The organism is Segatella copri, assembly GCF_009494395.1.
In the GTDB taxonomy this organism is placed as follows: Bacteria; Bacteroidota; Bacteroidia; order Bacteroidales; family Bacteroidaceae; genus Prevotella.
Genome location: NZ_VZCB01000001.1, coordinates 1 through 21968, shown reverse-complemented (window position 1 = coordinate 21968; position 21968 = coordinate 1). Strand labels below are relative to the sequence as shown.

Sequence of the window (21968 nt, the reverse complement as noted above, 5' to 3'; positions counted from 1 at the left end):
TTGCAAACGAAGAATAAACAATTAAGATCAACTTAATAAAACCCAATATGATGAACAATAAAAGAAATCATAAATTCATAGGATTATCCTTTGCTTTGGCATTGTTGTCTTCACTCAACAGCCAGGCTCAGTTGCTTCCTACCCCTACGCAGGAAGCCAAACCGGGCGTAAGATGGTGGTGGATGGGATCTGCCGTGGATCAGGAAAACCTGAAATGGAACCTTGACGAATACGCCAAGGCAGGTATCGGTGCAGTGGAAATAACACCGCTCTATGGTGTGCAGGGCAACGACAAGAACGATATTCCTTATCTCTCGCCTAAATGGATGGACATGCTCAAGTTTGTGGAAAAGGAAAACAAGCAAGTGGGCATCGAGACCGATATGGCTACAGGCACAGGATGGCCTTTCGGTGGTCCTTGGGTACCTATCAGCGAGGCGGCATGCAAGGCGGTGTTCGTAGATACCATCGTGGATGTAAAGCAGAAACTGATGGAGATAGAATTCAACGTGCCACAAAAAGAACGTGCCTTCGCCAAACTGAAGGTCATCAAGGCGTTCCCGGTAGAAGGAGCAAAGAACAAGAAACGCGTCATCGCTCTCTACGAAAGCCGTACCCGACAGAAGGTGAAGCGTGCCGCACCTGGAGGAGAGGGATACGTTATCGACCACTTCGACTCTACTGCCGTGGCCAATTATCTGCAGCACATCGACAGCGCCTTCGTGGCATCGAAGACTCCATATCCTCATACCTTCTTCAACGACAGCTACGAGGTATATGGCGCCAACTGGACGCCTACCCTCCTGACGGAATTCGAGAAATATCACGGATACAAACTGCAGGATAAGTTCCCAGAGTTCCTGGATGGCGATGCCGTGGTGGTAAGCGACTACCGTGAAACCCTGGGCGACATGCTGCTCCATAACTTCACCGAACAGTGGACCAAATGGGCAAACAAGCGTGGTGCCATCACCCGCAACCAGGCACACGGTTCACCTGCCAACCTCATCGACTGCTATGCAGCCGTTGACATTCCGGAAATTGAAGGCTTTGGACTGACCGACTTCGGCATCAAGGGACTGCGCAAGGATCCGGGCAAGACCCGTCCTAACTTCAGCGACCTGAGTATGCTGAAATATGCCCCATCAGCAGCGCACATCACCGGAAAGAAATATACATCCAGCGAAACCTTCACCTGGCTCACCGAGCACTTCCGCACATCCCTGAGCCAGATGAAACCGGATATGGACCTGATGTTCTGCGCCGGCGTAAACCACATGTTCTTCCATGGCACCGCCTATTCGCCTAAGAACGATCCATGGCCAGGCTGGAAGTTCTATGCTTCGGTGGATATGAGTCCTACCAACAGTATCTGGCGCGACGCTCCGGAACTGATGAAGTACATCACCAACTGCCAGACCTATCTGCAGTGGGGACAGCCAGACAATGACTTCCTGGTTTATCTGCCGGTAAGAGATATGTGGCGCAAGGATACCAAGAACTGGCTGATGCAATTCGACATCCACAGTATGGCGAAGAAGGCACCGGAGTTTATCAAGGTGATTCTCGACATCGACAAGGCAGGATTCGACTGCGACTACATCAGCGACAAGTATCTCCGCACGTGTACCTTTAAGAATGGTATGATTGAAACAGCTGCCGGAACCCGATACAAGGGCATCATCATTCCTGGCAACAACATCATGCCAAGCGACGTGATTGAGCACATATCAGAATTGAAATCACAGGGAGCCAAGATTATCAAGGGCGATAATATCAAGGCAATGGAACAGGCGGCAAAACCGGAACTGATGAGAAAGAACCTGGGCTTGAAGATGATTCGCCGTGCCAACAGCATCGGCCATCATTACTTCATCGCCAACCTCACCAGCAAGGACATCGCTTCCAGCGTGGCTCTGGCCGTGAACGAGAAGCATGGCATCTGGTACAACCCAATGACGGGCGAATATCATGAGGCAACCATCGGCGACAAGGGCATCCAGCTGAACCTGAAGAGTGGCGAGAGCCGCATCCTCATCACATCAAATAAGCCTGTAAGCGAATGGAAACTCGGTTCCAAGGTGAAGGTGAGCGAAAAGGAGAAGTTTGCGGCTGCGGATAGCAAGACCATCGACCTGACTGCCAATACCTGGAAGCTGTCATTCACCGAGGATGCGCCTAAGGTAGGAGAAAACTTCAACCTGAAGGGCTTGAAGTCTTGGGAAGGCCTCAGCGACAAGGCGAAGGTGATGATGGGAACAGGTGTCTATGAAACTACCATCAAGCTATCAAAGGATGATGCCAACAAGCAGTGGGCTATCGACCTGGGTGATGTTCGCGAAAGTGCCCGCGTCTATATCAATAATAAATATGTAGGTTGCGCCTGGGCTGTACCATATATCCTCAACTGCAAGGATGCGCTCAACAAGGGCAAGAACACCATCCGCATCGAGGTTACCAATCTGCCTGCCAACCGCATCGCAGAAATGGACCGCCAGGGCGTAAAGTGGCGCAAGATGAAGGAAATCAACGTGGTGGACATCAACTACAAGAAGACCACCTACGAGAAATGGACTCCTGTGCCAAGCGGACTGAACAGCACCGTAAAACTCGTGGAAATCAAGTAAATAATCATAAGTCAAGAATTAGAGAATCCAAGATTTTGTTTCTCTAGTTCTTGACTAAAACAAACAATAAACATTTAATAACAAGACAAATGAAAAAACTGATCTTTTCATCGCTCTTCATGCTCCTGGGTTTGACTTCAATTTCTGCCCAGAACGCATTGCAAAATGAAATTCTGGAGGTAGCCCATCGCACCAACAACTACTTCATGACGAAGTACAGTGACCCTACCCTCGACACATTCGTGAAGAAAGTCCGCACCAGCAACCTCTGGACCCGTGCCGTGTATTACGAAGGATTGATGGCGCTTTACGAGATTGACCCTCAGCAGCGCTATCTCGACTACACCGACAAATGGGCAGATTACCACAAGTGGACAGCCCGTGGCAGCGTGAACGATACCGATGCCGACAACCAGTGCTGCCAGCAGACCTACATAGACCGCTACGTTCAGACCGGCGGCAAGAAGGATTTGAGCAAGGTGAAGGAGAACCTCGACCATCAGATGGCCACCAACCGGGTAAACTACTGGACCTGGATTGACGCTATCCAGATGGCGATGCCTGTCTACGCCAAGTATGCCAAGATTACCGGTGAGCGCAAATATCTTGATTATGCGATGAATTCCTATAAATGGAGCCGTGATACCCTGGCTAATGGTCTCTTTAACAAAAAAGAGGGTCTCTGGTGGAGAGACAAGGACTACGTGCCACCTTACAAGGAGAAGGATGGCAGCAACTGCTACTGGAGCCGTGGCAATGGTTGGGTGTATGCAGCCCTGGTCCGCGTGATGGAGACTCTGCCAAAGACAGACAAATACTATCAGTATCTGAAGAAGGATTTCATCTCTATGAGTCAGGCTATCCTGAAATGCCAGCGCGAAGATGGTTACTGGAACGTAAGCCTCGTTTGTCCAGCCAACTATGGTGGTCCTGAGATGACGGGTACAGGTCTCTTCCTCTATGGTATGACATGGGGTGTTCAGCAGGGCATTCTTCCTAGAGCCACCTATCAGAAGGCGATGGACAAGGCATGGAAGGCACTTGCCGCATCGGTTCACGAGGATGGTTTCATCGGCTACAACCAGGGCACAGGAAAGGAGCCATCAGCTGGCCAGCCTGTCACCTTCACCTCAGTTCCAGACTTTGAGGATTACGGCACCGGTTGCCTCCTGCTAGGCGCCGCAGAGTATTACAAGCTTGTAAAGGGAAAAAAGTAAAAAGGCTTTTTAAAGGTAAAAGGGTAAAAGGGTAAAAAGGTAAAAGCCCAAAAGCTAAAAAGCTCCCCTTCCCCCTTTGCGCCCCCGTTCCCAGCGATTCCATCGCTGGTCCCCCAAGTCTTAATCTTTAAAAAAGAACAAATCATGAAGAAATATATCTGGCTGATGGCTTGCCTGGTGGCGTTTTCGCCACTAAGCGCCAACGCCGCAAAGAAACAGAAGAAAGCAAAGAAGGCACAAACCGAGCTTTGGCCTGACGGCACAAAGATGGATGCCTGGTTCAGCAACGCCCAGAAGGTGAACGTGGATACCCTGGGCAAGAAATACGTCCTCACCGACTATGGCGTAAAGACGGATAGTACCCTGATTCAGACCAAGGCTATCCAGGCGGTCATCGACCGTGCAGCCAAGGATGGCGGCGGCGTCATCGTCGTTCCTGCCGGAACCTATCAGAGCGGTGCCCTCTTCTTCCGTCCAAAGACCCATCTGTATGTTTCAGAAGGCGGAAAACTGAAAGGAAGCGACCGCATCGCCAACTTCCCTGTAGTAGAAACCCGCATCGAAGGCGAGACCTGCAAATACTTCTCGGCATTCATCAATGCCGACAAATGCAACGGCTTCACCATCGCTGGTCCAGGTACCATCGATGGCAATGGTTATCACTACTGGGAGGAGTTCTGGATTCGTCGCACCTGGAACCGCCAGTGTACCAACAAGGATGCACAGCGCCCTCGCCTCGTTTATATCAGCAACTCCAGCAACGTAACCTTGCAGGATGTGCATATTCAGAACAGTCCGTTCTGGACCAACCACATCTATCGCTGCGACCATGTCCGCTTCCTGGGCTGCACCATCTTCGCCCCTACCAGTGGCATGCGGGCACCAAGCAGCGATGCCATCGACATTGATGTCTGTCACGATGTACTGGTGGAAGGCTGCTACATGAGCGTAAACGATGATGCCATCGCCATCAAGGGCGGAAAGGGAACCTGGGCAGACCAGACACCGGAGAACGGTCCTGTATATAATGTGCTCATCCAGAACTGTAACTACGGAAGAGTGCACGGCTGCTTAACCCTCGGCAGCGAGAGCATAAAAGACCGAAACATCGTATTGCGCAACATCAAGGTAGGCAATGCGCAGCGCGTGCTTTGGTTGAAAATGCGTCCTGATACTCCTCAGCATTACGAGTATGTAACGGTGGATAATATCCAGGGCAAGACCGGCAGTTTCCTCGTCATCCGTCCATGGACCCAGTTCTTCAAGCCAGGCGACCGCAAGGACATGCCGTTGAGCCAGTGCAACAACATCACGATGAAGAATATCCAGATGGATTGTGACAACTTCTTCGATGTAGGAACAAGCGAGAAATACCGTCTGGTAGATTTCACCTTCGAGAACATCAACTGCACCGACAAGAAGATGGCATTCGATGCCAGCCTCATCGAGAATACCGTGGCAAAGAAGGTGAACATCACCCCTCGCGAAAAGAGCAACGGATTGAAGACCACCGGCGATGCCGATGGGTTGAAATAGCACATACATTTTATAGAAAGTAATACAAAATTGAGTACTGAAACGAGCTTTATTTGCAAGAATAAGGCTCGTTTTGTTTTTTTATATCCTTCCTTATTTCTTTTTATCTCTTAAAATTAGGCTTTTCCAATTATTTTGCTTAATTTTGCCTGCAAAATAATTTTGAGTAAGAAAATGATTGATATAAAAGGTATAACAAAGAGCTTCGGCTCCCTGCAGGTACTCAAAGGCATCGACCTGCATATTGACAAGGGCGAAGTAGTCAGTATCGTCGGTCCTAGTGGTGCCGGAAAGACTACCCTTCTCCAGATTATCGGTACCCTCGACAAGCCTGATAGTGGCAGCATTGAGGTGGACAGCATTGATGTGCGCAGCCTCAGCACCAAGAAACTGAGCGATTTCCGCAACCAGCATCTCGGTTTCGTCTTCCAGTTCCATCAGCTTCTACCGGAGTTCACCGCTCTGGAGAACATCATGATTCCTGCCTTCATCGCTGGCAAGAGCCGCAAGGAAGCCAAGGAACGTGCCGAGGAATTGTTGGAATTCATGGGATTGAGCGACAGAGCCAACCACAAGCCTGCCGAATTATCGGGTGGTGAAAAGCAGCGTGTTGCCGTGGCAAGAGCCTTGGTCAACAATCCAGCCGTCATCCTTGCAGATGAACCATCAGGAAGTCTTGACACCAAGAACAAGGCAGAGCTTCACCAGCTCTTCTTCGACCTGAGAGACAAGTTCGGCCAGACTTTCGTCATCGTCACCCACGATGAGGGTCTTGCTTCCATCACCGACCGCACCATCCATCTCAAGGATGGAATGATAGAGAAGACGGTGGAAGCAGGAGCTGCTGATAGCCAGGAAGAAACTGCAGAAGTTGCAGAAACCCCAACAACAGAAGAAAAAACTGAAGATAATATTATATGAGCAAAAAGACAAAACTCGGCGATTACAATCGCCTCCGCATCGTAAAGAAAGTAGATTTCGGTCTGTATCTCGATGGTGGTGATGAGGGAGAAATCCTCCTTCCTTCCCGCTACGTTCCTGAGAATGTCGGCATCGGCGACGAGCTGGATGTCTTCCTCTATCTCGACCAGGAAGAGCGTCTCATCGCTACTACAGAAACCCCATTGGCTAAGGTGGCCGACTTCGCCTATCTCGAAGTGAAATGGGTCAACGAATACGGAGCCTTCCTGGGCTGGGGCCTGATGAAGGACATCTTCTGCCCATTCCGCGAACAGAAGAAGCGCATGGTGCTCGGCAACTCCTACATCGTACATATCCACATCGATGAGGAGAGCTATCGCATCGTTGCCTCTGCCAAGATTGAGCGTTATCTCAACGAAAACCATCCTCACTACAAGCATGGTGATGAGGTGGATCTTCTCATCTGGCAGAAGACCGACCTAGGCTTCAAGGTTATCATCGACAACCAGTATCCGGGGCTCCTCTATCAGGACCAGATCTTCCAGTACATCCACACGGGTGACAAGATGAAGGGCTACATCGGAAGAGTTCGTCCTGACGGAAAGATAGACGTAACCCTGCAGAAGACCGGCATCCAGCAGACTGCAGATTTCGCCGAGACCCTCTACCAGTATCTTCTGGACAACGATGGCGAGTGCAACCTTGGCGACAAGAGCGAGGCCGACGACATCTACGAGCGTTTCCACGTAAGCAAGAAGGTTTACAAGCGTGCTATTGGCGACCTCTACAAGAAGCGCCTCATCACCGTAAGCCCGATGAGCATCCGACTGGCAGAATAAAGCTTTTTAGAACGATATATATAATAAGGTGGACATTGCTATTCCTAAAAAGCATTGTCCACCTTAATTATATATTTTGCATGATGCATTATATTCTTTTTTATTCTTCTACAACAGCATCCAATATGCTCCGCAAATTACCTATCAGATAGAACGGAAGATTAATCAACGAAAACTCCTTGCCATGAATGGTCTTGACCTTATCAATAGAATAAGGCTTTGACCAGATACGGATGGCAATGTTTACATCAGAACTATCCATAAACACCTGAAGAGAACGGAGATGAGCATTGGTTCCACTCTTTACCTCTATCGGATAAAGCTTGGAGTTATGAGCAAAAATGAAATCAACCTCAGCTCCATTGTTCGGCTTTGCCCAAAAAGAGCGATGCTGTCCTACTCTATCTTCCAAAGCCAATAACTCCTGAGCCGTAATTTGTTCCGCAATATGCCCACGCCAGCTATCCACCATATCGGTAGAACCAATGATTTCCTTTCTGATTCCCGCCTGATAGTTCACTAATCCCGTATCAAACCAGATGAGTTTTGGCATTCGTTTGGTCTCAGGAATAATCGGCAACTGGGTAGAAGATACAGGGTAAACCAGCTCCAGGAGCATAGCCTTCTCCAGCAATCTAAATGCCTCGCCCACCTCTCTTGACTTATAGCCAGAATTGGCAAAGTTACCCAACGTAATGGTCTCACCCGAAAAAGCCCAACCATAGGAGAGGATGAATCTCACTACGTCTGTTAACTTATTACCTCTGACGTATTTCTCAGAATCATCCTTATAGGCTTGCACCAGAGTTTCATAAACATCTTCGATACCAATGACATCTTGGGTTTCAGCATACTGCTGCACAGCTTCAGGCATACCTCCCACAATGGTATATTGATTGAAAAGATGCATCAACTGTTCATGGAATGCAACCGTATATTCTGCCTTCTGCGAGAGTACGGCAAGCAGATTATTCTTACCAATAGCTCCCAGAAATTCCGAAAACGAACAAGGTCGCAAAGCCAGATATTGTACTCTTCCCACAGGGAAACTGACTTTAACATCCACCAGATTTTCCAACAGGCTGCCAGCTGCAATAACATACAAATCAGGTCTCTGTTCATAGAAATACCTGAGAAGTGCTATGGTTTTAGGAGAATTCTGTATCTCGTCGATGAAAACAAGTGTAGTTCCTTCTTTCTTAACCTTACCGACACTGGCATACAGCATATTTACCAGGTCGTCTAAAGGAATCTCCATTTCAAACAACTTGGCATTCTCATTTCTTTCCAGATTGAAATATAGATAATTATCAAACTGAGAGCCAAACTCATTGACCACAGTTGTCTTGCCAACCTGTCGAGCTCCTCTCAGGATAAGAGGCTTATGCTTTTTGTCTTGCTTCCAAGCCTCCAGTTTACTGATGATATTTCGTCTAAACATACGCATTTGTTTCAAATCAGGGGCAAAGATACTACTTTTTTGTCGCAAATCAGCGGCAACAGCGTTAAAGTTTGTTGTAGATCAGGGGCAACGCCATCAAAGTTTGGTGTAAATCAGGGGGCAACAAGGCATATCATTTAAAAAGGTGGCGCATCAAATGAGATGCGTCACCTTTATTTTTTTATACGGTTTACCGCCCAAACCAAGGGCAGCCAGCGTATGATCCTTGAGAATCAACTCGCCTTTCTGCAAACCAGCTATCACCGACTTGATTTCCTGGAAGTCTTTACCCGACACCCCAAAGAGATCCTTGATGATACTGTCAGAAATCGTCTGCTGCTTCATGATGAGCGGATATTGCGCATTGGCATAGAAATCGAAGAACTTACTCTTGTAACTATCCATGTTTTGAGTGGCAAATATGATGCTCAAGCCCTTGTTTCTACCCACAGCTATCAGATTGCGAAGCGGCTGATTGTCAAAATCCAGCATATAGTGAGCCTCATCGATAATCGTGAAGTGGCGAATCTGTACATAATCCTCATTCACCGCCTGTTTCGGCAACTGCTCATAGATATTATTGAGCTTCGAAATGATGAAATACACGATAGCCCTGGCTATCGGACCATCTTTCGGGAAAGCATCCATCTTCACGATAAAACACTCATCTACCAAATTCACCTTATCTTCAGAAGTAAAGAGATGATTGCGAATCAACTGCTTCAAAACCGAAGTGATGCTGTCATCCTTATCCGGATTCTGCATTCTCTGCTGATATTTCATCAGCATCAGCTCAAAAGTGATAGGCTTGCCTGCCGTCTGCTTATAAGCCTCAACAATGGCTTCACTCAGTCGATTACTCATGGATGCGCTCACCGTTGCACGATCTACAGCGCAGAGTGCACCAGCCATCTCCGTGGAATAGAGATTGATTTCGTTGATGGTCCTGCCCGTAAAATCCTTGAACGGCGTGAAAGGCAATGGCGCAACCACAGGGTCGAGAATGCAACTCCTATCTACATCGAAGTGGACAAGCCAGTTGGCATTCGAGGGGTCAGAGAACTCACCCTTGTAATCGAACAAGAGGAAATTGACGGGATAAGGCGTTTCCGTGGAGAGATTACGAAACTGCTGAATCAACACAGCCAGCAGATTGGTCTTACCCGAACCCGTGGTACCAGCCACCAGAATCTGTGCATTCGATACCGAACGTCCGTTAATATTCAGTTTCGCTTCCATATCCTCAGCATACTCGCCTATCAGCAACTCCAGGGCAGGAATGCCACTTCCGCCATGTCGCCTGTCGCTGGCAGCAAAGAGGAAAGCATTCAGATTCTCATCTTCCGAAAGATAAGCGATACCCCGATAGATTTCCTTCGCCACGATGCGACCCACGATACTGGCATTCTGCCAATCCACCTCACAATCTCTATATATCAACTTCAACAAAGCCGAAAAAAGCGACTTCTTATTATCCTTGGTAAAGAAACTAGGCATGATACGCTGAGAAGATTTCGACAATACGATATCTCCCAAACCATCCACACTTCTCTTCTCCGTTAAGCTCAAACTGGCTATCAGGCAGATTCGCATCACCTTATTCAGGGTTAGCATGGCATCCCTCTCCCCTTCCACTTGCCGCGAAAGGTTCAAACGCTTCTCCAGTTTCTCCTTCAAAGGCATGATGGCTTCTACCATACCTTCTGCCTGTCGTATATTCTCTAATGCTACTTCCATATTTATATTGCTCCGTCAATATGAAACATTATTCATTACACATTACTCCAAAATATCCTTCCTCCACGTGGGTGCTCTGACTTTCCACATCTCTTACCAGTGTATAAGAACGAGAGAGGAATGGTTCCAGCTTCATGTAATCCTTATCCTTTCTGATTTCCGAAGTGGTGCAGAGCAGGATGGTTTGCTCGGCAAGTCCCGGGAAGTATTCTTCCATCAGCACATCACGGCTCTCCTCATCCAATACACCCATCACGGTATCTATCATCACAGGTGGATTATAGTCGCCCAGATTTCGAAGCACCTTCAGCAACACCTGGATAAAGATTTGCTTGGATGCCGCATTCAGTTGGTTGAGCGAGATTTCATTTCCTGCCTTGTGATAGAGACGGATGGTGAAATTCTCCATACTGTCTGACAGCTCTACCTTGGCGATGCATCCCTTGTAGGAAATGAGGAGTTTGTTGAGTTGCTCCTTCATATCCTCCTCAATCTTCTCCTTTTTGCGCTTAAGCAGAGTGTCGGCAACATCCTCAAAGAAAGGCTTCAGTTTCACCAGCATGTCATATTTCACATCAGGTTCCTGCTGTATCTGCACATCAAACTGGTGAATCTTCCGCTCCAGTTTCTCTATGTTCACCTTTCTGTCATCCGCCTCCTTCTTCAAGATTTCGAGTTCACGGCTAGCCTCCTCGTATGCCTTGATGATTTCGGTATTACCGCTTACCATGCTACGACGGAGCAGAGCAATCTGACTCTGCTGATTATCATAGTTCTCCAACCGCTTTTCCAAATCATAACGACTGTCATTAAGGGCGATAAACTCATTCACAGCATTGGCACCCAGCAGATTCTTGAGCGCATCAAACTCGCTTTCATCCAGGAAAGCATAGTCATCCTTGCGCTGCAAAGCTTCCTGCTGACTCTTCAGGTAAGCCACCACATCGTCATCCTCCACGGAATCCGGACAGAGGCACTTTGATTTCAGATAACCAAGAATCTTGGTAGTTACCTCACGCATCTGCTCCAGGGAGAGCACCCCTTCACGTTCCTGCTTCAAGGCTTCTTTCTGTCGGATAATGTCATTCACCTCGTTTGTGATTCCCTGTGCAAGTTTCGGAAAGAACACGTTGATTTCCAAGGTCTCCACCACCTGCTTCAATTGGGCATTATATCGCTTTGACAACTCCTGCGTATCCTTCACGCTGGCCTCCAGATCCTGAATCTTTCGTGCAGTCTCGGCAGAATCCTTGGCACCTTCCTTGGCGGCATCATATTCAGCCTGAATGGAAACCAGATATTTGTACTTATCATCCTGGTGCTTGGTATTCTCCTCCTGCAAAGCCACCAACTGGTTGCGCTGCTCGCAAAGACCATTATATTCTTCTGCCTCTTTCTGCGCCTCCAGTCTCCTTGCCGCCCACTCCTGCTGCTGATGCTCGGCAGCATTCTTCAATTGCAGATACTTGTTGAATCCCATCACATTCTGGATATTATCCTTGATGATTTGGGCAAAGACATTCTCCTTCAAGAGCTCGCTCGACTGCATGGCATCAAAGAGGAAATACTTACTGAGCTCCTGCGGCAGGTTTGCCTTGATAATCTTATTCACCTGCTGCTCGTTGATGGCACGCTGCTGCGGAGGCGTAGCCGTACCATAGGAGAAAGGCGTGCCATCCATATTGAGCAGCACATTCTCCACAGGCTTGTTGGCAGGATTAAGCTTGTAAGTGCGACGCAGCAGATACTGCTGCTTGCGTCCGAGCACCATACCTTCGAAAGAGAGTTCGAGCACGATAGTAGGCTCCACCTTTCCCAAGGCACCATTGTTCAGGAGTTCCTGAAAATGCGCCTTGTTCTGAATCTTCAGTCCATAAAGAGCCCCACAGATAGCCTCGAACAGCGTGGTCTTACCACCACCGTTCATACCACCTATCAGGATGATGGGCTGATCGGGTCTCACCGACAAATCCAAGTCAAGACTCAGATAAGTCTTATAGTTTTTGATTTTGATTCTCTTGATAATCATAATCTAATCTTCATTCTTACTTACTTGATTAGAGAAATCGCCTCGGCGATAATCTTCTCAGTATCCTCGTCATTCATTTCTATTTTATCTACCTTGGCTGCATGATATTTGCGGAGGATATCCTCGCTCATCCAGTCGAAGTCTATCTCATGCTTCTCGCATAACGTCCTGATCAGGTCGAGGTCTTCCTTTCGGATGCCATAGTGCAAGAATTTTCCATCTAATCCCTTTGCCATCGTTATTACACCTTATTATATATATAGCGTTTATGACTTATTTATATTCTTTCGGATAGAAACTATCCCACTCCACGATGTCAGTAGTGTTCTCTATCTTCAGCGGACAATACTTCCAGTTGTTATTTCTCTCGATGATGATGCCACCCTTCAGATGCTTGTCCTTGTTCTCTTCGCTCGCCATATAGTCGATGAGGGCATTATGCTTTTCTACAGCATCCACATCACTACCAGCACTCTTGGTATCGAAGAGCAGAACCTGACCACTCTTCATGCGAATCACGAAATCTACATAGAAGAGGGCTTTGTGCCCCTCCTTGTTCTCGTAACTGATGGCATAATGCTGCCTGCCGGCATCACCATTCTTATACCACCAGTCAATATACTCCTTGTTAGCTTCCAGGAAAGCCTCGAAACGCTCTTCAGGCTTAGAGGCATTCTTTAATTCTACGAATGGCAGAAGAGCGTGATCTCGCACCTCATCCTTGATGTGATGACTTTCTTCCTTATAGAGTCGTTCCACAGGAACCTCCCAGTCATAAGTTTTATAATACTTTGCATTCTGTTGATTCTGTCGTTCCTCAAGAATCTTCTGATAACGATTCAATGCACGGTCTATCAGATCAGCAAACACTTCCTTGTTACCATGATAAAGAATCACCTTCACGGCATCCGTCTCGAAAAGTTCAAACAGGTCTTCCATCAGCTCCTTCAAAGCAAAAGCCAATGTTGCAACGCTCACCTTCTCAAACTTTGAACCAATACACTTGGCACAGAAAGCATTGAATGAATTGTTCAATTCCAGCATCGTACGAACATATCTTGCCTTCTTAACCACACGAGTCTCACCAGTCTCGCCCGTGATACTGACATCCTCTATCAAATCGATTCCAATGCTTCTTACCTTAAAGGTAATCTTATCCTCGCATGCCTTTCTGTTTTTGGCATAAATGCTCTCCGTAGCCTCAACATCCTCAGAATCTTCATCATCCACATTGCCCTCCAAGTCATCTATCGTGAAAAGAGATAACTGGCGGTTCTTAACCAGAAGAATATCTTCAAAGACTTTTGCAAGTACCTTCTTGAAATCAGGTCCCAGTCGCTTACGTGCGATAGCTGGACGCTCACAATATTCAGAACGCAGCACCACATTGCATAGATTCTCTCGACGAACAGCATGAATATTCGACATATAGTCCATGTCATCTTGCACAATCTTGATGATGTCTTTGCTGAGGTTGGTATATACATAGCCCCAATTCAATCGGTCATCCTCATAGAAATGCTGTTCTGGCATACGAAGGATGCGTCCCACGGTCTGAGCGGTGAAAGTAAAACTCTCTATCTTTCGGAAGATGAGAAGCACAGCGGCACGAGGACAGTCCCATCCCAGAGCGATGGCCTGCTTGAAGAGCAACACTTCGGTCAGATTATCCGGTTTCTCTATACCATCCAGATTCTCCTTTTCATTGCTGAGCCATATCGCCAACTTGCCATTGTCAACATTAATATTCTTGATAGTGTCCAGATATTGCATCACCTCTTCCTTGATGCTTTCATCATCCTTATCCATCTTATCTTTATCATTAGGCAACTGAATAAGCAGCAGAGGATTGATATGAACACCTATCTTGCGATAAGCCTCAGCCAACTCTTCCCGTTTCTTCAGGGCAAGGCTCACCAGATGCTGGTTCAAAGAGCCATTTGGATCCGTGAAGTTCAAGGCAGGATTCAATACCACACCCTGTTTAATCATACCTTCTCCAACAACAGCCTCTCTAGGTATCTTCACATCCAAATCGCCTTTTGTCTCAGGGGTTGCCGAGATACGAAGCTCAACTTTTGGATTGATGTTCTTCAACACCTTCTCTGTCTTGTTGGCGAGTTTGCTGGCGAACATGTGCTCTTCGTCGATGATAACGACAATAGGAATATTCTGTTCTTCCTGGGTTCTACGAGTAAGATCATAGAGTGAAGCACTCTGCTCCGTATCACGTATCATCACGGCATTATCCTTATTGATACTCTCCCAGTTAACGAAAAGAATTTCTCCCGGATGGATGTAGCCTTCGGCAGAATGGTCGAGGTCGTCATAGATAACCGGATGCAACTCCTGTCCTTCCGTAAAGAAGGATTTCATCTTAAAGTAGCTCTGTTCATGAAGCTTGTTGGGAGCAATCCAAATATATGCCAACTCTTTATAAGGTACATCCGTACGGTCTCTCAACTCGGCATTCAGTCGGAGCAACATTTCTGATGCCATCACCGTCTTGCCGGCACCTGTTGGAGCCTTGAATACGAGTGTATGGCGCATACCTGAATAGGTAAGCAGGTCAATGGTTTTATCTACCAATTCCTTGACTGCTTTCTGCTGATATTGTATCTGTTTCATTCGTTGCCTCCTTCCCTGTCATCTTTGATTTCACTTGCTGCCATTGTATATGTTTGATTTTGAAATAAATCCGATTCTTCTATTGTCCGTGCTTCTGAGTCCGTTTCTTCAGCAATATCATCCAGGAGTTGCGCTTGACGCTTCTTTGGCAAAACTCTGCGATAAGCATTCTGTACGGCATCAGGCATGGCACAAAGCGAAACGTAATCTGCCACATCCTCAAACTCATCATCATAAGCATAGCCGTTTGGCGAGAAGACATAGACCATGAGTTTGCCGTTCTCATTACTTTCGGCATTCTTGAATTCCTGCTTCATCAACTCTACCAGGGCTTGAATAGCCTCAGCACGATAAATCACCAGCATTCGCTTAGTTCCATCATTGCTCTCGAAATAGCGAGCAATCTTGTTGTTGATGTTCTTGCCAGCAAATGGCTTCTCGATATATGTATCGTTGTGGATGCAAAGCATATCTGTAGAGAGTGCCATCAAATTACGCAGATTCTTCGGACTCTTATCACGAGGCACAAACTGCGTCTTGTAATAACGAAGGTTGTTGCGGGTTAAGCCTGGAACCTTTTCTCCCTTAGGAGTTGTATAGCCCTGGATTACTCGACGGTTTCGCTCATAAGTCACATTCTCACAAATTCCATTCTCGTTATTGGTAACCAAGATACATTGGCGATGCCCGCCATCTTCGGCATTCAGTTGCATTGTGGCATGAAGAGTAGTACCGGAACCGGCAAAGAAGTCTAAAATAATTCCCCTTTTATTCCCATGATGGCTTATTACATTAGTTATCAATTCAACAGGCTTCGGATTAGTAAATATATCTTTTTTACCAAACAGAGAAGTTAACAAGTAGCTTCCATCAGCATTTTCTGCTACATCATACAATATACTTCGACTCTTCTTTACCTTAACTTTTTGAGCATTTATATCAAAGTATACTTTCTCATATGGTTTGCCTTTTCTCCATTCTATTAAGTTATTATTTATAACATTTTCCATTCTTTGTAATCCTATACGCCAACGTCCTGGCTTTCCATCAGGAGCTATTGGAAAATAATCATTTCCTTGCTCATCCTTTATTGGAAAATACATACTTGGTCTATCTTCTTTATGGGCAGAGCTTCCCCATTTTTCTAACTTAACCAAATTATATTTTCCACGTTCATCTTCATTTTTGAATTCGTCCGAAGATTGTATCTCTACAGGGTCTATCCATTTAAAAGCTGCACTTTTCTGATAAACCAATATATACTCATGTTCCGTTACAAAATAAATATCAGTTTGACCTCCACCACTTTTCTTCCTCCATATTAATTGACCACATAAGTTTATATTTCCAAAGACTTCATCACAAAGCATCTTTAAAGGTGCTTGCTCATTATCGTCGATAGAGATAAATATCACGCCTTTATCTGAAAGCAAATTCTTGGCTATTTTTAAGCGCTTATTCATGAACGTCAACCATTTGGAATGGCGGTAGCCGTCTTCCTTATCAACAAAAGAATCGTTATAAATAAAATCCTTATTACCTGTATTGTAAGGAGGATCGATATAAATGACATCAATCTTCCCTGCATGAGTATAGCTAAGAGCAGTAAGGGTTTCGAGGTTATCGCCTTCAATAAGAATATGGTTTGGCGCCTCAGCGTCATCGCTGAGGATGGCACGTTCAGGCACTTCAACAAGCACAGGCTGCTCGTTGACCATTCTTTGCTCAGCATCTTCAGGCTTGTCTTCCCAAACCAAACCATACTTCTTTTGCGAACGAAGTAGTTTGATTAACTCCGATTTCTCATCATTCGTAAGACCCTCCAATTCATTTATCTTCTTTGCGAGTTCGTATTTGTTCATAAGAATAACAACGTTACATCCCTTTGCTCACCCCCAAAGCAGATAAATATAATCCGATAACATTAGTCTTTGTACCAACAAGTTAGTAGTTTCTATCTAAGTAGGCACAAATCTATCTAAAAGAATTGGCGCAGGGGTCATTACTCCTTGCAACTACTTGTTAATTGCGGTCTTCGGAACCTTAGGAGACAAGCAGTATAATAAGAAGCAAGAGGACACACCTACACCAATAAAGTATATATGTATGTAGCACAAGGTACACCCTTTCTATACGAAAGGGCGCACTCGTGCCGTGTATATATACACATTATGTAGGCGTCCACTGCCATCTCTTTTCCGATCTCCTATTTTGAAAGTTCCGAAGTTTCAATTAATCAGAAGCGAAACGTAGTAAACGTCTAATTCTAAAAGATAAAGCCAATCCCCAAACTTATCAGCCAGCATCCCTTTGCCAGCCATCTCGGAAATGACGCTACAAAATTAACGAAAAGAATTGGAAATGCCAAAGAAAAGAACGACTTTCTTCGCTTTAAGACACAAAAAAGCCTTTCAGCATCAGAAATACTGAAAGGCAATCCTCGTTATGAAATACCATGAAATTCTACAATCACACAATCTACAAATTCTGCGTATTATCCATTTTTACGTTTATCAAGCAAAAAACTGATAAACTCATCAGAGATATTGGAGATTTCTCCTTTATCATAGATTGTCAACAAATCAATGATAATGGAATCTCCTTCCTGGTAAAGATTATAAGTGATGACCCTTGCACCACCACTCTTACCTTTACCCTTACTAGCTATTGCCATTCTCACCTTTCTGACACCTTTGCCAAGACTGCTACCTTGAAATGGATCAATTACAAGAGAGGCTTTCAAATCTTTAATATCGCTTTTTAAAGAACGATATTTTTTAGAAAGACGCTTAAACTGTATTAAGAACTCATTCTCAACACGTATTTCAACTTCCATAACTAATCCTCCTCATCAAGTTTAGCCATAAAATCATCAAAACTCATCGGCTTAGTTCCATTCTTCTTATGAGCTTCCATTTCATCAAGAGCACGGTTGAGGCTTTCTGCCACGTAGGCTTCCTGCTCTGCCTGGCTCATATAAGTTTCCTGGTAACTATTTCCTGATTTGGAGATAGAACTTGCTAATTTTTCAGCATAGTCTTTGAGCTTAGCGACAAATTCGTCAAGCGTATATTGACCTGTAGAAGGTACTTGAAACTGAATATTAATCGTTTCCATCTTATTCCTTTCTTTTAAATTAACGCTACAAAATTAACGAAAAGAATTGGAAATGCCAAAGAAAATGATGAGAAATCACGCTTTATCTTATTTTTTTCTCCTCACCCAAACCTTGTGACTGTGCCGACCCACAGAGCGGATGGGAGCAGTCTCGTCATGGGCTATCTCCTTTAATTCCAAGGAGGCGGCAGTGCGGCTCAAGTTGTTGATGTAGGCATAGTCAGTAAGACCGATGAAGCCATTCTCATCGATGACATCCAGGGCTCGGGCGATGCGCTCCTCTCGGGTATATTTCTTTTTCAATATCAGTTTTACACCACCCATATCTCGCTCCAGATCCCGGTCGGTTTCCAGCTTCACAGACTTGATGAAATCGGGAGACGCCTTGAAGTTCACATCTCTTACGCCCACCTTGCGATAGGTCATCTTGTCGTCATCGCCCTGCATCTCCGTAGGCTTGTCATCCTCGAAACCCAAGGACAGAGAGAAGGTGCCGAGACCTTCCAGATTTACATTATAGCCCATGGAGAGCATCTCAACCAGCATATCTTCCACGTCCATCAGCACTGCCTCCGTGGTGCTTGCCGAAATGCCACGATGATAACCATGCATTCTTTCGATGAATTCCTTGCGAGATAGAGTGCGGTTGACTACCATCTTGGGATAAACCTTACGCTTGCCGGTATGATGAACATCCGACATCTCCTGTAACTTGTACTTTACCATATCGATTCCTTTCCTTATTAAGTTCTACAACATCATTTATAAAGAGAGACCGTAATCCTGGAAGAGATAGTTTGCATCCTTAAATGCATTCATCTATATTCTTAAGGATAATAGTCTTTATCATTAGAAGAAATCTATGTTCAGCAATGTTGAATCTATATTCAGCAGTGTTGAACTTAAGTTTAGCAGTATTGAATATAAGTTCAGCAGTGCTGAACATAACTTTCTCCACGGCAAAGATACAATTTTATCTAGAGATAAACAAGAATTGTTCAGGATTTAAACTAAATTAAACAAGGGAACGGACTAAAGCATAGCCTAGTCCGCTCCCTTGTCTTCTAGACAATGCAAACGAACGAAATGCGGAAAAGCCACTTCTCCTAATTCTGGTGCGTATTCAAAACCTTCGTAACTGAAGGCTGCCAATTCTTCTGGAGTAGCAAGTTGGTTGCTTAAAATGTATCTTACCATAGCTCCACGGCAGGATTTAGCCCACACAGCCTGCATTTTCAGCCTACCATCCTTCTGGCGAACATAAAAGAGGGGCTGGATGACTTTCACTTCCCTGCAAATTCTCTTCCAATCAAACAGATGTTCATATTCTGCTGTAGAGAGATGGATAAGTATGCCATCGTCAGCTTTCACACTGCTGATAAGAACATCGGTAAGTTTATCTTTCCAAAATTGATTGATTGGCTTGTCGTTTGTAGCTTCAAGCTTCACGCAATGCTCCATACGATAAGGCACGATGCCATCCATCGGCCGAAGCAATCCATAGAGAAAGCAGGTAATCCAGAGATGTTTCTGGGCATACTCCAGGGATTCTTCTCCCAAAGTGTTAGCGCATAGATGCTTATACGCCTGTCCATTGTAGGAAAGTATGGCAGGCATCTTCTCTGCAGCCATAAAATTACGATAGCGTTTCCAGTTTTCCAAAGCTATCTTGTGGCTGCAATCCAGTTGCCTAGCCAATTCCTCTACGTCCAGCTTAGCCATTTCTGCAGCCAACATTTCAGCCACAGACTGGAAAAGTGGCTTTGAAACAGCTGCCCTATCTGCCTTATCAAACATGATTTTGGCATTTGCCAATAATATCTGCATAATACATTTATTTTAAAGGGTAACTCTTAATGATAGTTTTGCTGGCAAAGTTAATGAAAATATGACAAAACTCAAAGAAAAGTTCAATAAAAGTATAATATATTATAAATAAGAATGCTATATTGTACCTTATCTTGCGAAATCTGAAAATATTTATTATTTTTGCACAATAAGTACAATATATATATGAAACTTAACAAAATCCGACATTCGGTGAAATCATCCAGGCATTGTCAGATGACGAATTGTGTCTTTGTGAAATGTATAAGAGAGTATTAACAAATGGAACAAAAAGAAAATAAACAAAAAACTCAAGCTGCTGAAGAGCAGGTATCCTGCCCACCTCAGCAGCCAGTGGAACCACATCCCTTCATTTCTGTCATACCGCTGGCAGTACTTATCACCCTCATCGTCATGGTTGTCAAACTCTTCCCTGATGATGCCCTGGCTGGTGCCTCTCAGGTGGCCCTCATGATAGCCACAGCAGTATGCGTTGCACTCGGCATGGGAATCTACAATATGAAATGGAATATCTTTGAGGAGATGATCAAAAAGACCGTGGGCGATGCCGGAGTATCTATTCTGATCCTGCTGCTCATCGGAATGATGTCAGCGACCTGGATGATCAGTGGCGTGGTTCCCACATTAATATATTATGGTGTACAGATCATGTCACCGACCTTTTTCCTACCCTGCGCCTGCATCATCTCCAGCATCATTTCCGTGATGACGGGAACCTCATGGACCACCATTGCCACCATCGGTATTGCTCTGATGGGAATCGGTGATGCCTTGGGAATACCAGCCCCCTACACCGCTGGAGCCATCATCTCGGGAGCCTATTTCGGTGATAAGCTCTCACCTATGAGCGATACCACCGTCCTGGCTTCAAGCATAGCCGGTGCCGATCTCTTCTCGCATATCCGCTATATGCTCTACACCACCATACCAAGCATCCTGCTCTCGCTGGTGCTCTATCTCATCATCGGACTCTGCTATGATTCCAAACCTGTGGATATCAGCCAGTATCTTACCGGTCTGAGTCATGGTTTCAATATCTCCCTACTTACGATGCTCGTTCCGGCTTTTACAGGATGGCTCATCTACCGCAAGACCCCCTCTCTCATCACGCTTCTTCTTTCAGCTCTTTCTGCATGCATCTGTGCCCTCATCCTCCAGCCGGAAGTACTGGTAAAGATTGCTGGCGAAGACAACATCACTGCCAAGAGCCTCTTTGAGGGAATCATGACTACCTGCTATACCCACACTCAGGTAGATTGCGGCATGGAGAACATCAATGAACTTGTGGCAACCCGCGGCATGGCAGGCATGCTCAACACCATCTGGCTCATTCTCTGTGCCATGTGTTTCGGTTCATGTATGGTAGCCAGCGGCATGCTTCACGCTATCACCCACGTGCTTCTGAAAAGCATCCACAGCACCATATCACTTGTCTGCAGTACCGTGACATCGGGCGTATTGCTCAATCTCGTTATGGGCGACCAGTTTCTGAGCATCATCATGAATGCATCTATCTACAAGGATGAATATGCAGAACGAGGCTACCGTCCGGAACTCTTGAGCCGAAGTACAGAGGATAGTGCTACCGTAACGAGCGTACTGGTTCCATGGACAGCCTGCGGTATGACGCAGAGTACGGTTCTCGGCATCCCGACACTGGTGTATCTCCCCTTCTGCTTCTTCAACATCATCAGTCCATTGATGAGTTGTCTGGTAGCTATTCTGGGCTTCGTACCCAAGCCCCAATCCAAGGAAGACAAAGCATCTGCAGCGGAAGAGTCTGATATCCATTAAATATATAGGAAATTAACAGATATAGTAGACAAATAGATATGAGAAAAAGATTCAAGGGCAAATCTCCATAGCGCAAAAACACTTAAATAACATACCCGACCATCACAAAATCAAGGAAAAGTCACACTAATGGCAAAAATCTTCAGAGAAGAGATACGATTTCCACCAAAAATTACTACCTTTCCTCTATAAAACGAAAATGATTTCCCTCGCATAGGGTAACTACAATTGGAG

At 45.6% G+C, this 21968-nt stretch carries 16 protein-coding genes; 6 read left to right on the top strand and 10 right to left on the bottom strand.

The features are described 5' to 3' along the window. Positions 1 to 50 precede the first annotated feature (50 nt). The 5 genes from F7D73_RS00080 to F7D73_RS00060 all read left to right on the top strand — a co-directional run bounded on the left by F7D73_RS00080 (position 51) and on the right by F7D73_RS00060 (position 7140). Positions 51 to 2627 carry a glycosyl hydrolase gene (locus F7D73_RS00080; RefSeq protein ID WP_153121737.1) on the top strand — a complete coding sequence of 859 codons (2577 nt, stop codon included), beginning with the start codon at positions 51 to 53 and terminating at the stop codon, positions 2625 to 2627. Positions 2628 to 2716: 89 nt separating this feature from the next. Next, positions 2717 to 3844, top strand: coding sequence for a glycoside hydrolase family 88/105 protein (locus F7D73_RS00075; RefSeq protein WP_153121718.1), 1128 nt, complete (start codon positions 2717 to 2719; stop codon positions 3842 to 3844). A 144-nt stretch (positions 3845 to 3988) separates the two neighbouring features. Beyond that, the gene (locus F7D73_RS00070) at positions 3989 to 5380 is read left to right on the top strand and encodes a rhamnogalacturonidase (RefSeq protein WP_153121717.1); all 1392 of its coding nucleotides are present in this window, start codon (positions 3989 to 3991) and stop codon (positions 5378 to 5380) included. 174 nt (positions 5381 to 5554) lie between these two features. Continuing rightward, positions 5555 to 6301: an ABC transporter ATP-binding protein gene (locus F7D73_RS00065; RefSeq protein WP_153121716.1), complete on the top strand. Its 747-nt coding sequence runs from the start codon at positions 5555 to 5557 to the stop codon at positions 6299 to 6301. Further along, on the top strand, positions 6298 to 7140 hold the full coding sequence (locus tag F7D73_RS00060; protein WP_153121715.1) for a CvfB family protein: 843 nt from the start codon (positions 6298 to 6300) through the stop codon (positions 7138 to 7140). Before F7D73_RS00065 ends, F7D73_RS00060 begins: the two co-directional genes overlap by 4 nt. Positions 7141 to 7240: 100 nt before the next feature. Here F7D73_RS00060 and F7D73_RS00055 read toward each other — a convergent pair whose 3' ends face one another. The 10 genes from F7D73_RS00055 to F7D73_RS00010 form a co-directional block, all read right to left on the bottom strand. Continuing rightward, positions 7241 to 8581, bottom strand: coding sequence for an ATP-binding protein (locus F7D73_RS00055; RefSeq protein WP_153121714.1), 1341 nt, complete (start codon positions 8579 to 8581; stop codon positions 7241 to 7243). 153 nt (positions 8582 to 8734) lie between these two features. Next, complete coding sequence (locus F7D73_RS00050) at positions 8735 to 10318, bottom strand: ATP-binding protein (protein WP_153121713.1); 1584 nt, start codon at positions 10316 to 10318, stop codon at positions 8735 to 8737. A 28-nt stretch (positions 10319 to 10346) separates the two neighbouring features. Then, the gene (locus tag F7D73_RS00045) at positions 10347 to 12347 is read right to left on the bottom strand and encodes an AAA family ATPase (RefSeq protein WP_153121712.1); all 2001 of its coding nucleotides are present in this window, start codon (positions 12345 to 12347) and stop codon (positions 10347 to 10349) included. Between the two features lie 20 nt (positions 12348 to 12367). Further along, the gene (locus F7D73_RS00040) at positions 12368 to 12583 is read right to left on the bottom strand and encodes a DNA modification system-associated small protein (RefSeq protein ID WP_153121711.1); all 216 of its coding nucleotides are present in this window, start codon (positions 12581 to 12583) and stop codon (positions 12368 to 12370) included. A 37-nt stretch (positions 12584 to 12620) separates the two neighbouring features. Further along, complete coding sequence (locus F7D73_RS00035; RefSeq protein WP_153121710.1) at positions 12621 to 14975, bottom strand: DEAD/DEAH box helicase; 2355 nt, start codon at positions 14973 to 14975, stop codon at positions 12621 to 12623. Then, the gene (locus F7D73_RS00030; RefSeq protein ID WP_153121709.1) at positions 14972 to 16837 is read right to left on the bottom strand and encodes a site-specific DNA-methyltransferase; all 1866 of its coding nucleotides are present in this window, start codon (positions 16835 to 16837) and stop codon (positions 14972 to 14974) included. Before F7D73_RS00030 ends, F7D73_RS00035 begins: the two co-directional genes overlap by 4 nt. Positions 16838 to 17469: 632 nt before the next feature. Further along, on the bottom strand, positions 17470 to 17811 hold the full coding sequence (locus F7D73_RS00025) for an addiction module toxin RelE (protein ID WP_153121708.1): 342 nt from the start codon (positions 17809 to 17811) through the stop codon (positions 17470 to 17472). Positions 17812 to 17813: 2 nt separating this feature from the next. Continuing rightward, the gene (locus F7D73_RS00020; RefSeq protein ID WP_153121707.1) at positions 17814 to 18092 is read right to left on the bottom strand and encodes a hypothetical protein; all 279 of its coding nucleotides are present in this window, start codon (positions 18090 to 18092) and stop codon (positions 17814 to 17816) included. An 87-nt stretch (positions 18093 to 18179) separates the two neighbouring features. Beyond that, on the bottom strand, positions 18180 to 18818 hold the full coding sequence (locus F7D73_RS00015; RefSeq protein WP_153121706.1) for a hypothetical protein: 639 nt from the start codon (positions 18816 to 18818) through the stop codon (positions 18180 to 18182). Between the two features lie 318 nt (positions 18819 to 19136). Beyond that, positions 19137 to 19919 carry a YaaA family protein gene (locus F7D73_RS00010; protein ID WP_153121705.1) on the bottom strand — a complete coding sequence of 261 codons (783 nt, stop codon included), beginning with the start codon at positions 19917 to 19919 and terminating at the stop codon, positions 19137 to 19139. A gap of 282 nt (positions 19920 to 20201) precedes the next feature. On the opposite strand from F7D73_RS00010, the gene F7D73_RS00005 reads away from it, so the two are divergent. After that, complete coding sequence (locus F7D73_RS00005) at positions 20202 to 21734, top strand: Na+/H+ antiporter NhaC family protein (RefSeq protein ID WP_153121704.1); 1533 nt, start codon at positions 20202 to 20204, stop codon at positions 21732 to 21734. Positions 21735 to 21968: the final 234 nt, after the last annotated feature.

Excerpts from the sequence above, each read along its gene's own strand:
- F7D73_RS00035 (WP_153121710.1), bottom strand. The coding sequence starts at position 14,975 with ATGAAACAGATACAATATCAGCAGAAAGCAGTCAAGGAATTGGTAGAT.
- F7D73_RS00025 (WP_153121708.1), bottom strand. The coding sequence starts at position 17,811 with ATGGAAGTTGAAATACGTGTTGAGAATGAGTTCTTAATACAGTTTAAG.
- F7D73_RS00065 (WP_153121716.1), top strand. The coding sequence starts at position 5,555 with ATGATTGATATAAAAGGTATAACAAAGAGCTTCGGCTCCCTGCAGGTA.
- F7D73_RS00040 (WP_153121711.1), bottom strand. The coding sequence starts at position 12,583 with ATGGCAAAGGGATTAGATGGAAAATTCTTGCACTATGGCATCCGAAAG.
- F7D73_RS00010 (WP_153121705.1), bottom strand. The coding sequence starts at position 19,919 with ATGCAGATATTATTGGCAAATGCCAAAATCATGTTTGATAAGGCAGAT.
- F7D73_RS00045 (WP_153121712.1), bottom strand. The coding sequence starts at position 12,347 with ATGATTATCAAGAGAATCAAAATCAAAAACTATAAGACTTATCTGAGT.
- F7D73_RS00050 (WP_153121713.1), bottom strand. The coding sequence starts at position 10,318 with ATGGAAGTAGCATTAGAGAATATACGACAGGCAGAAGGTATGGTAGAA.
- F7D73_RS00030 (WP_153121709.1), bottom strand. The coding sequence starts at position 16,837 with ATGAACAAATACGAACTCGCAAAGAAGATAAATGAATTGGAGGGTCTT.
- F7D73_RS00060 (WP_153121715.1), top strand. The coding sequence starts at position 6,298 with ATGAGCAAAAAGACAAAACTCGGCGATTACAATCGCCTCCGCATCGTA.
- F7D73_RS00015 (WP_153121706.1), bottom strand. The coding sequence starts at position 18,818 with ATGGTAAAGTACAAGTTACAGGAGATGTCGGATGTTCATCATACCGGC.
- F7D73_RS00020 (WP_153121707.1), bottom strand. The coding sequence starts at position 18,092 with ATGGAAACGATTAATATTCAGTTTCAAGTACCTTCTACAGGTCAATAT.
- F7D73_RS00080 (WP_153121737.1), top strand. The coding sequence starts at position 51 with ATGAACAATAAAAGAAATCATAAATTCATAGGATTATCCTTTGCTTTG.
- F7D73_RS00070 (WP_153121717.1), top strand. The coding sequence starts at position 3,989 with ATGAAGAAATATATCTGGCTGATGGCTTGCCTGGTGGCGTTTTCGCCA.
- F7D73_RS00075 (WP_153121718.1), top strand. The coding sequence starts at position 2,717 with ATGAAAAAACTGATCTTTTCATCGCTCTTCATGCTCCTGGGTTTGACT.
- F7D73_RS00005 (WP_153121704.1), top strand. The coding sequence starts at position 20,202 with ATGGAACAAAAAGAAAATAAACAAAAAACTCAAGCTGCTGAAGAGCAG.
- F7D73_RS00055 (WP_153121714.1), bottom strand. The coding sequence starts at position 8,581 with ATGTTTAGACGAAATATCATCAGTAAACTGGAGGCTTGGAAGCAAGAC.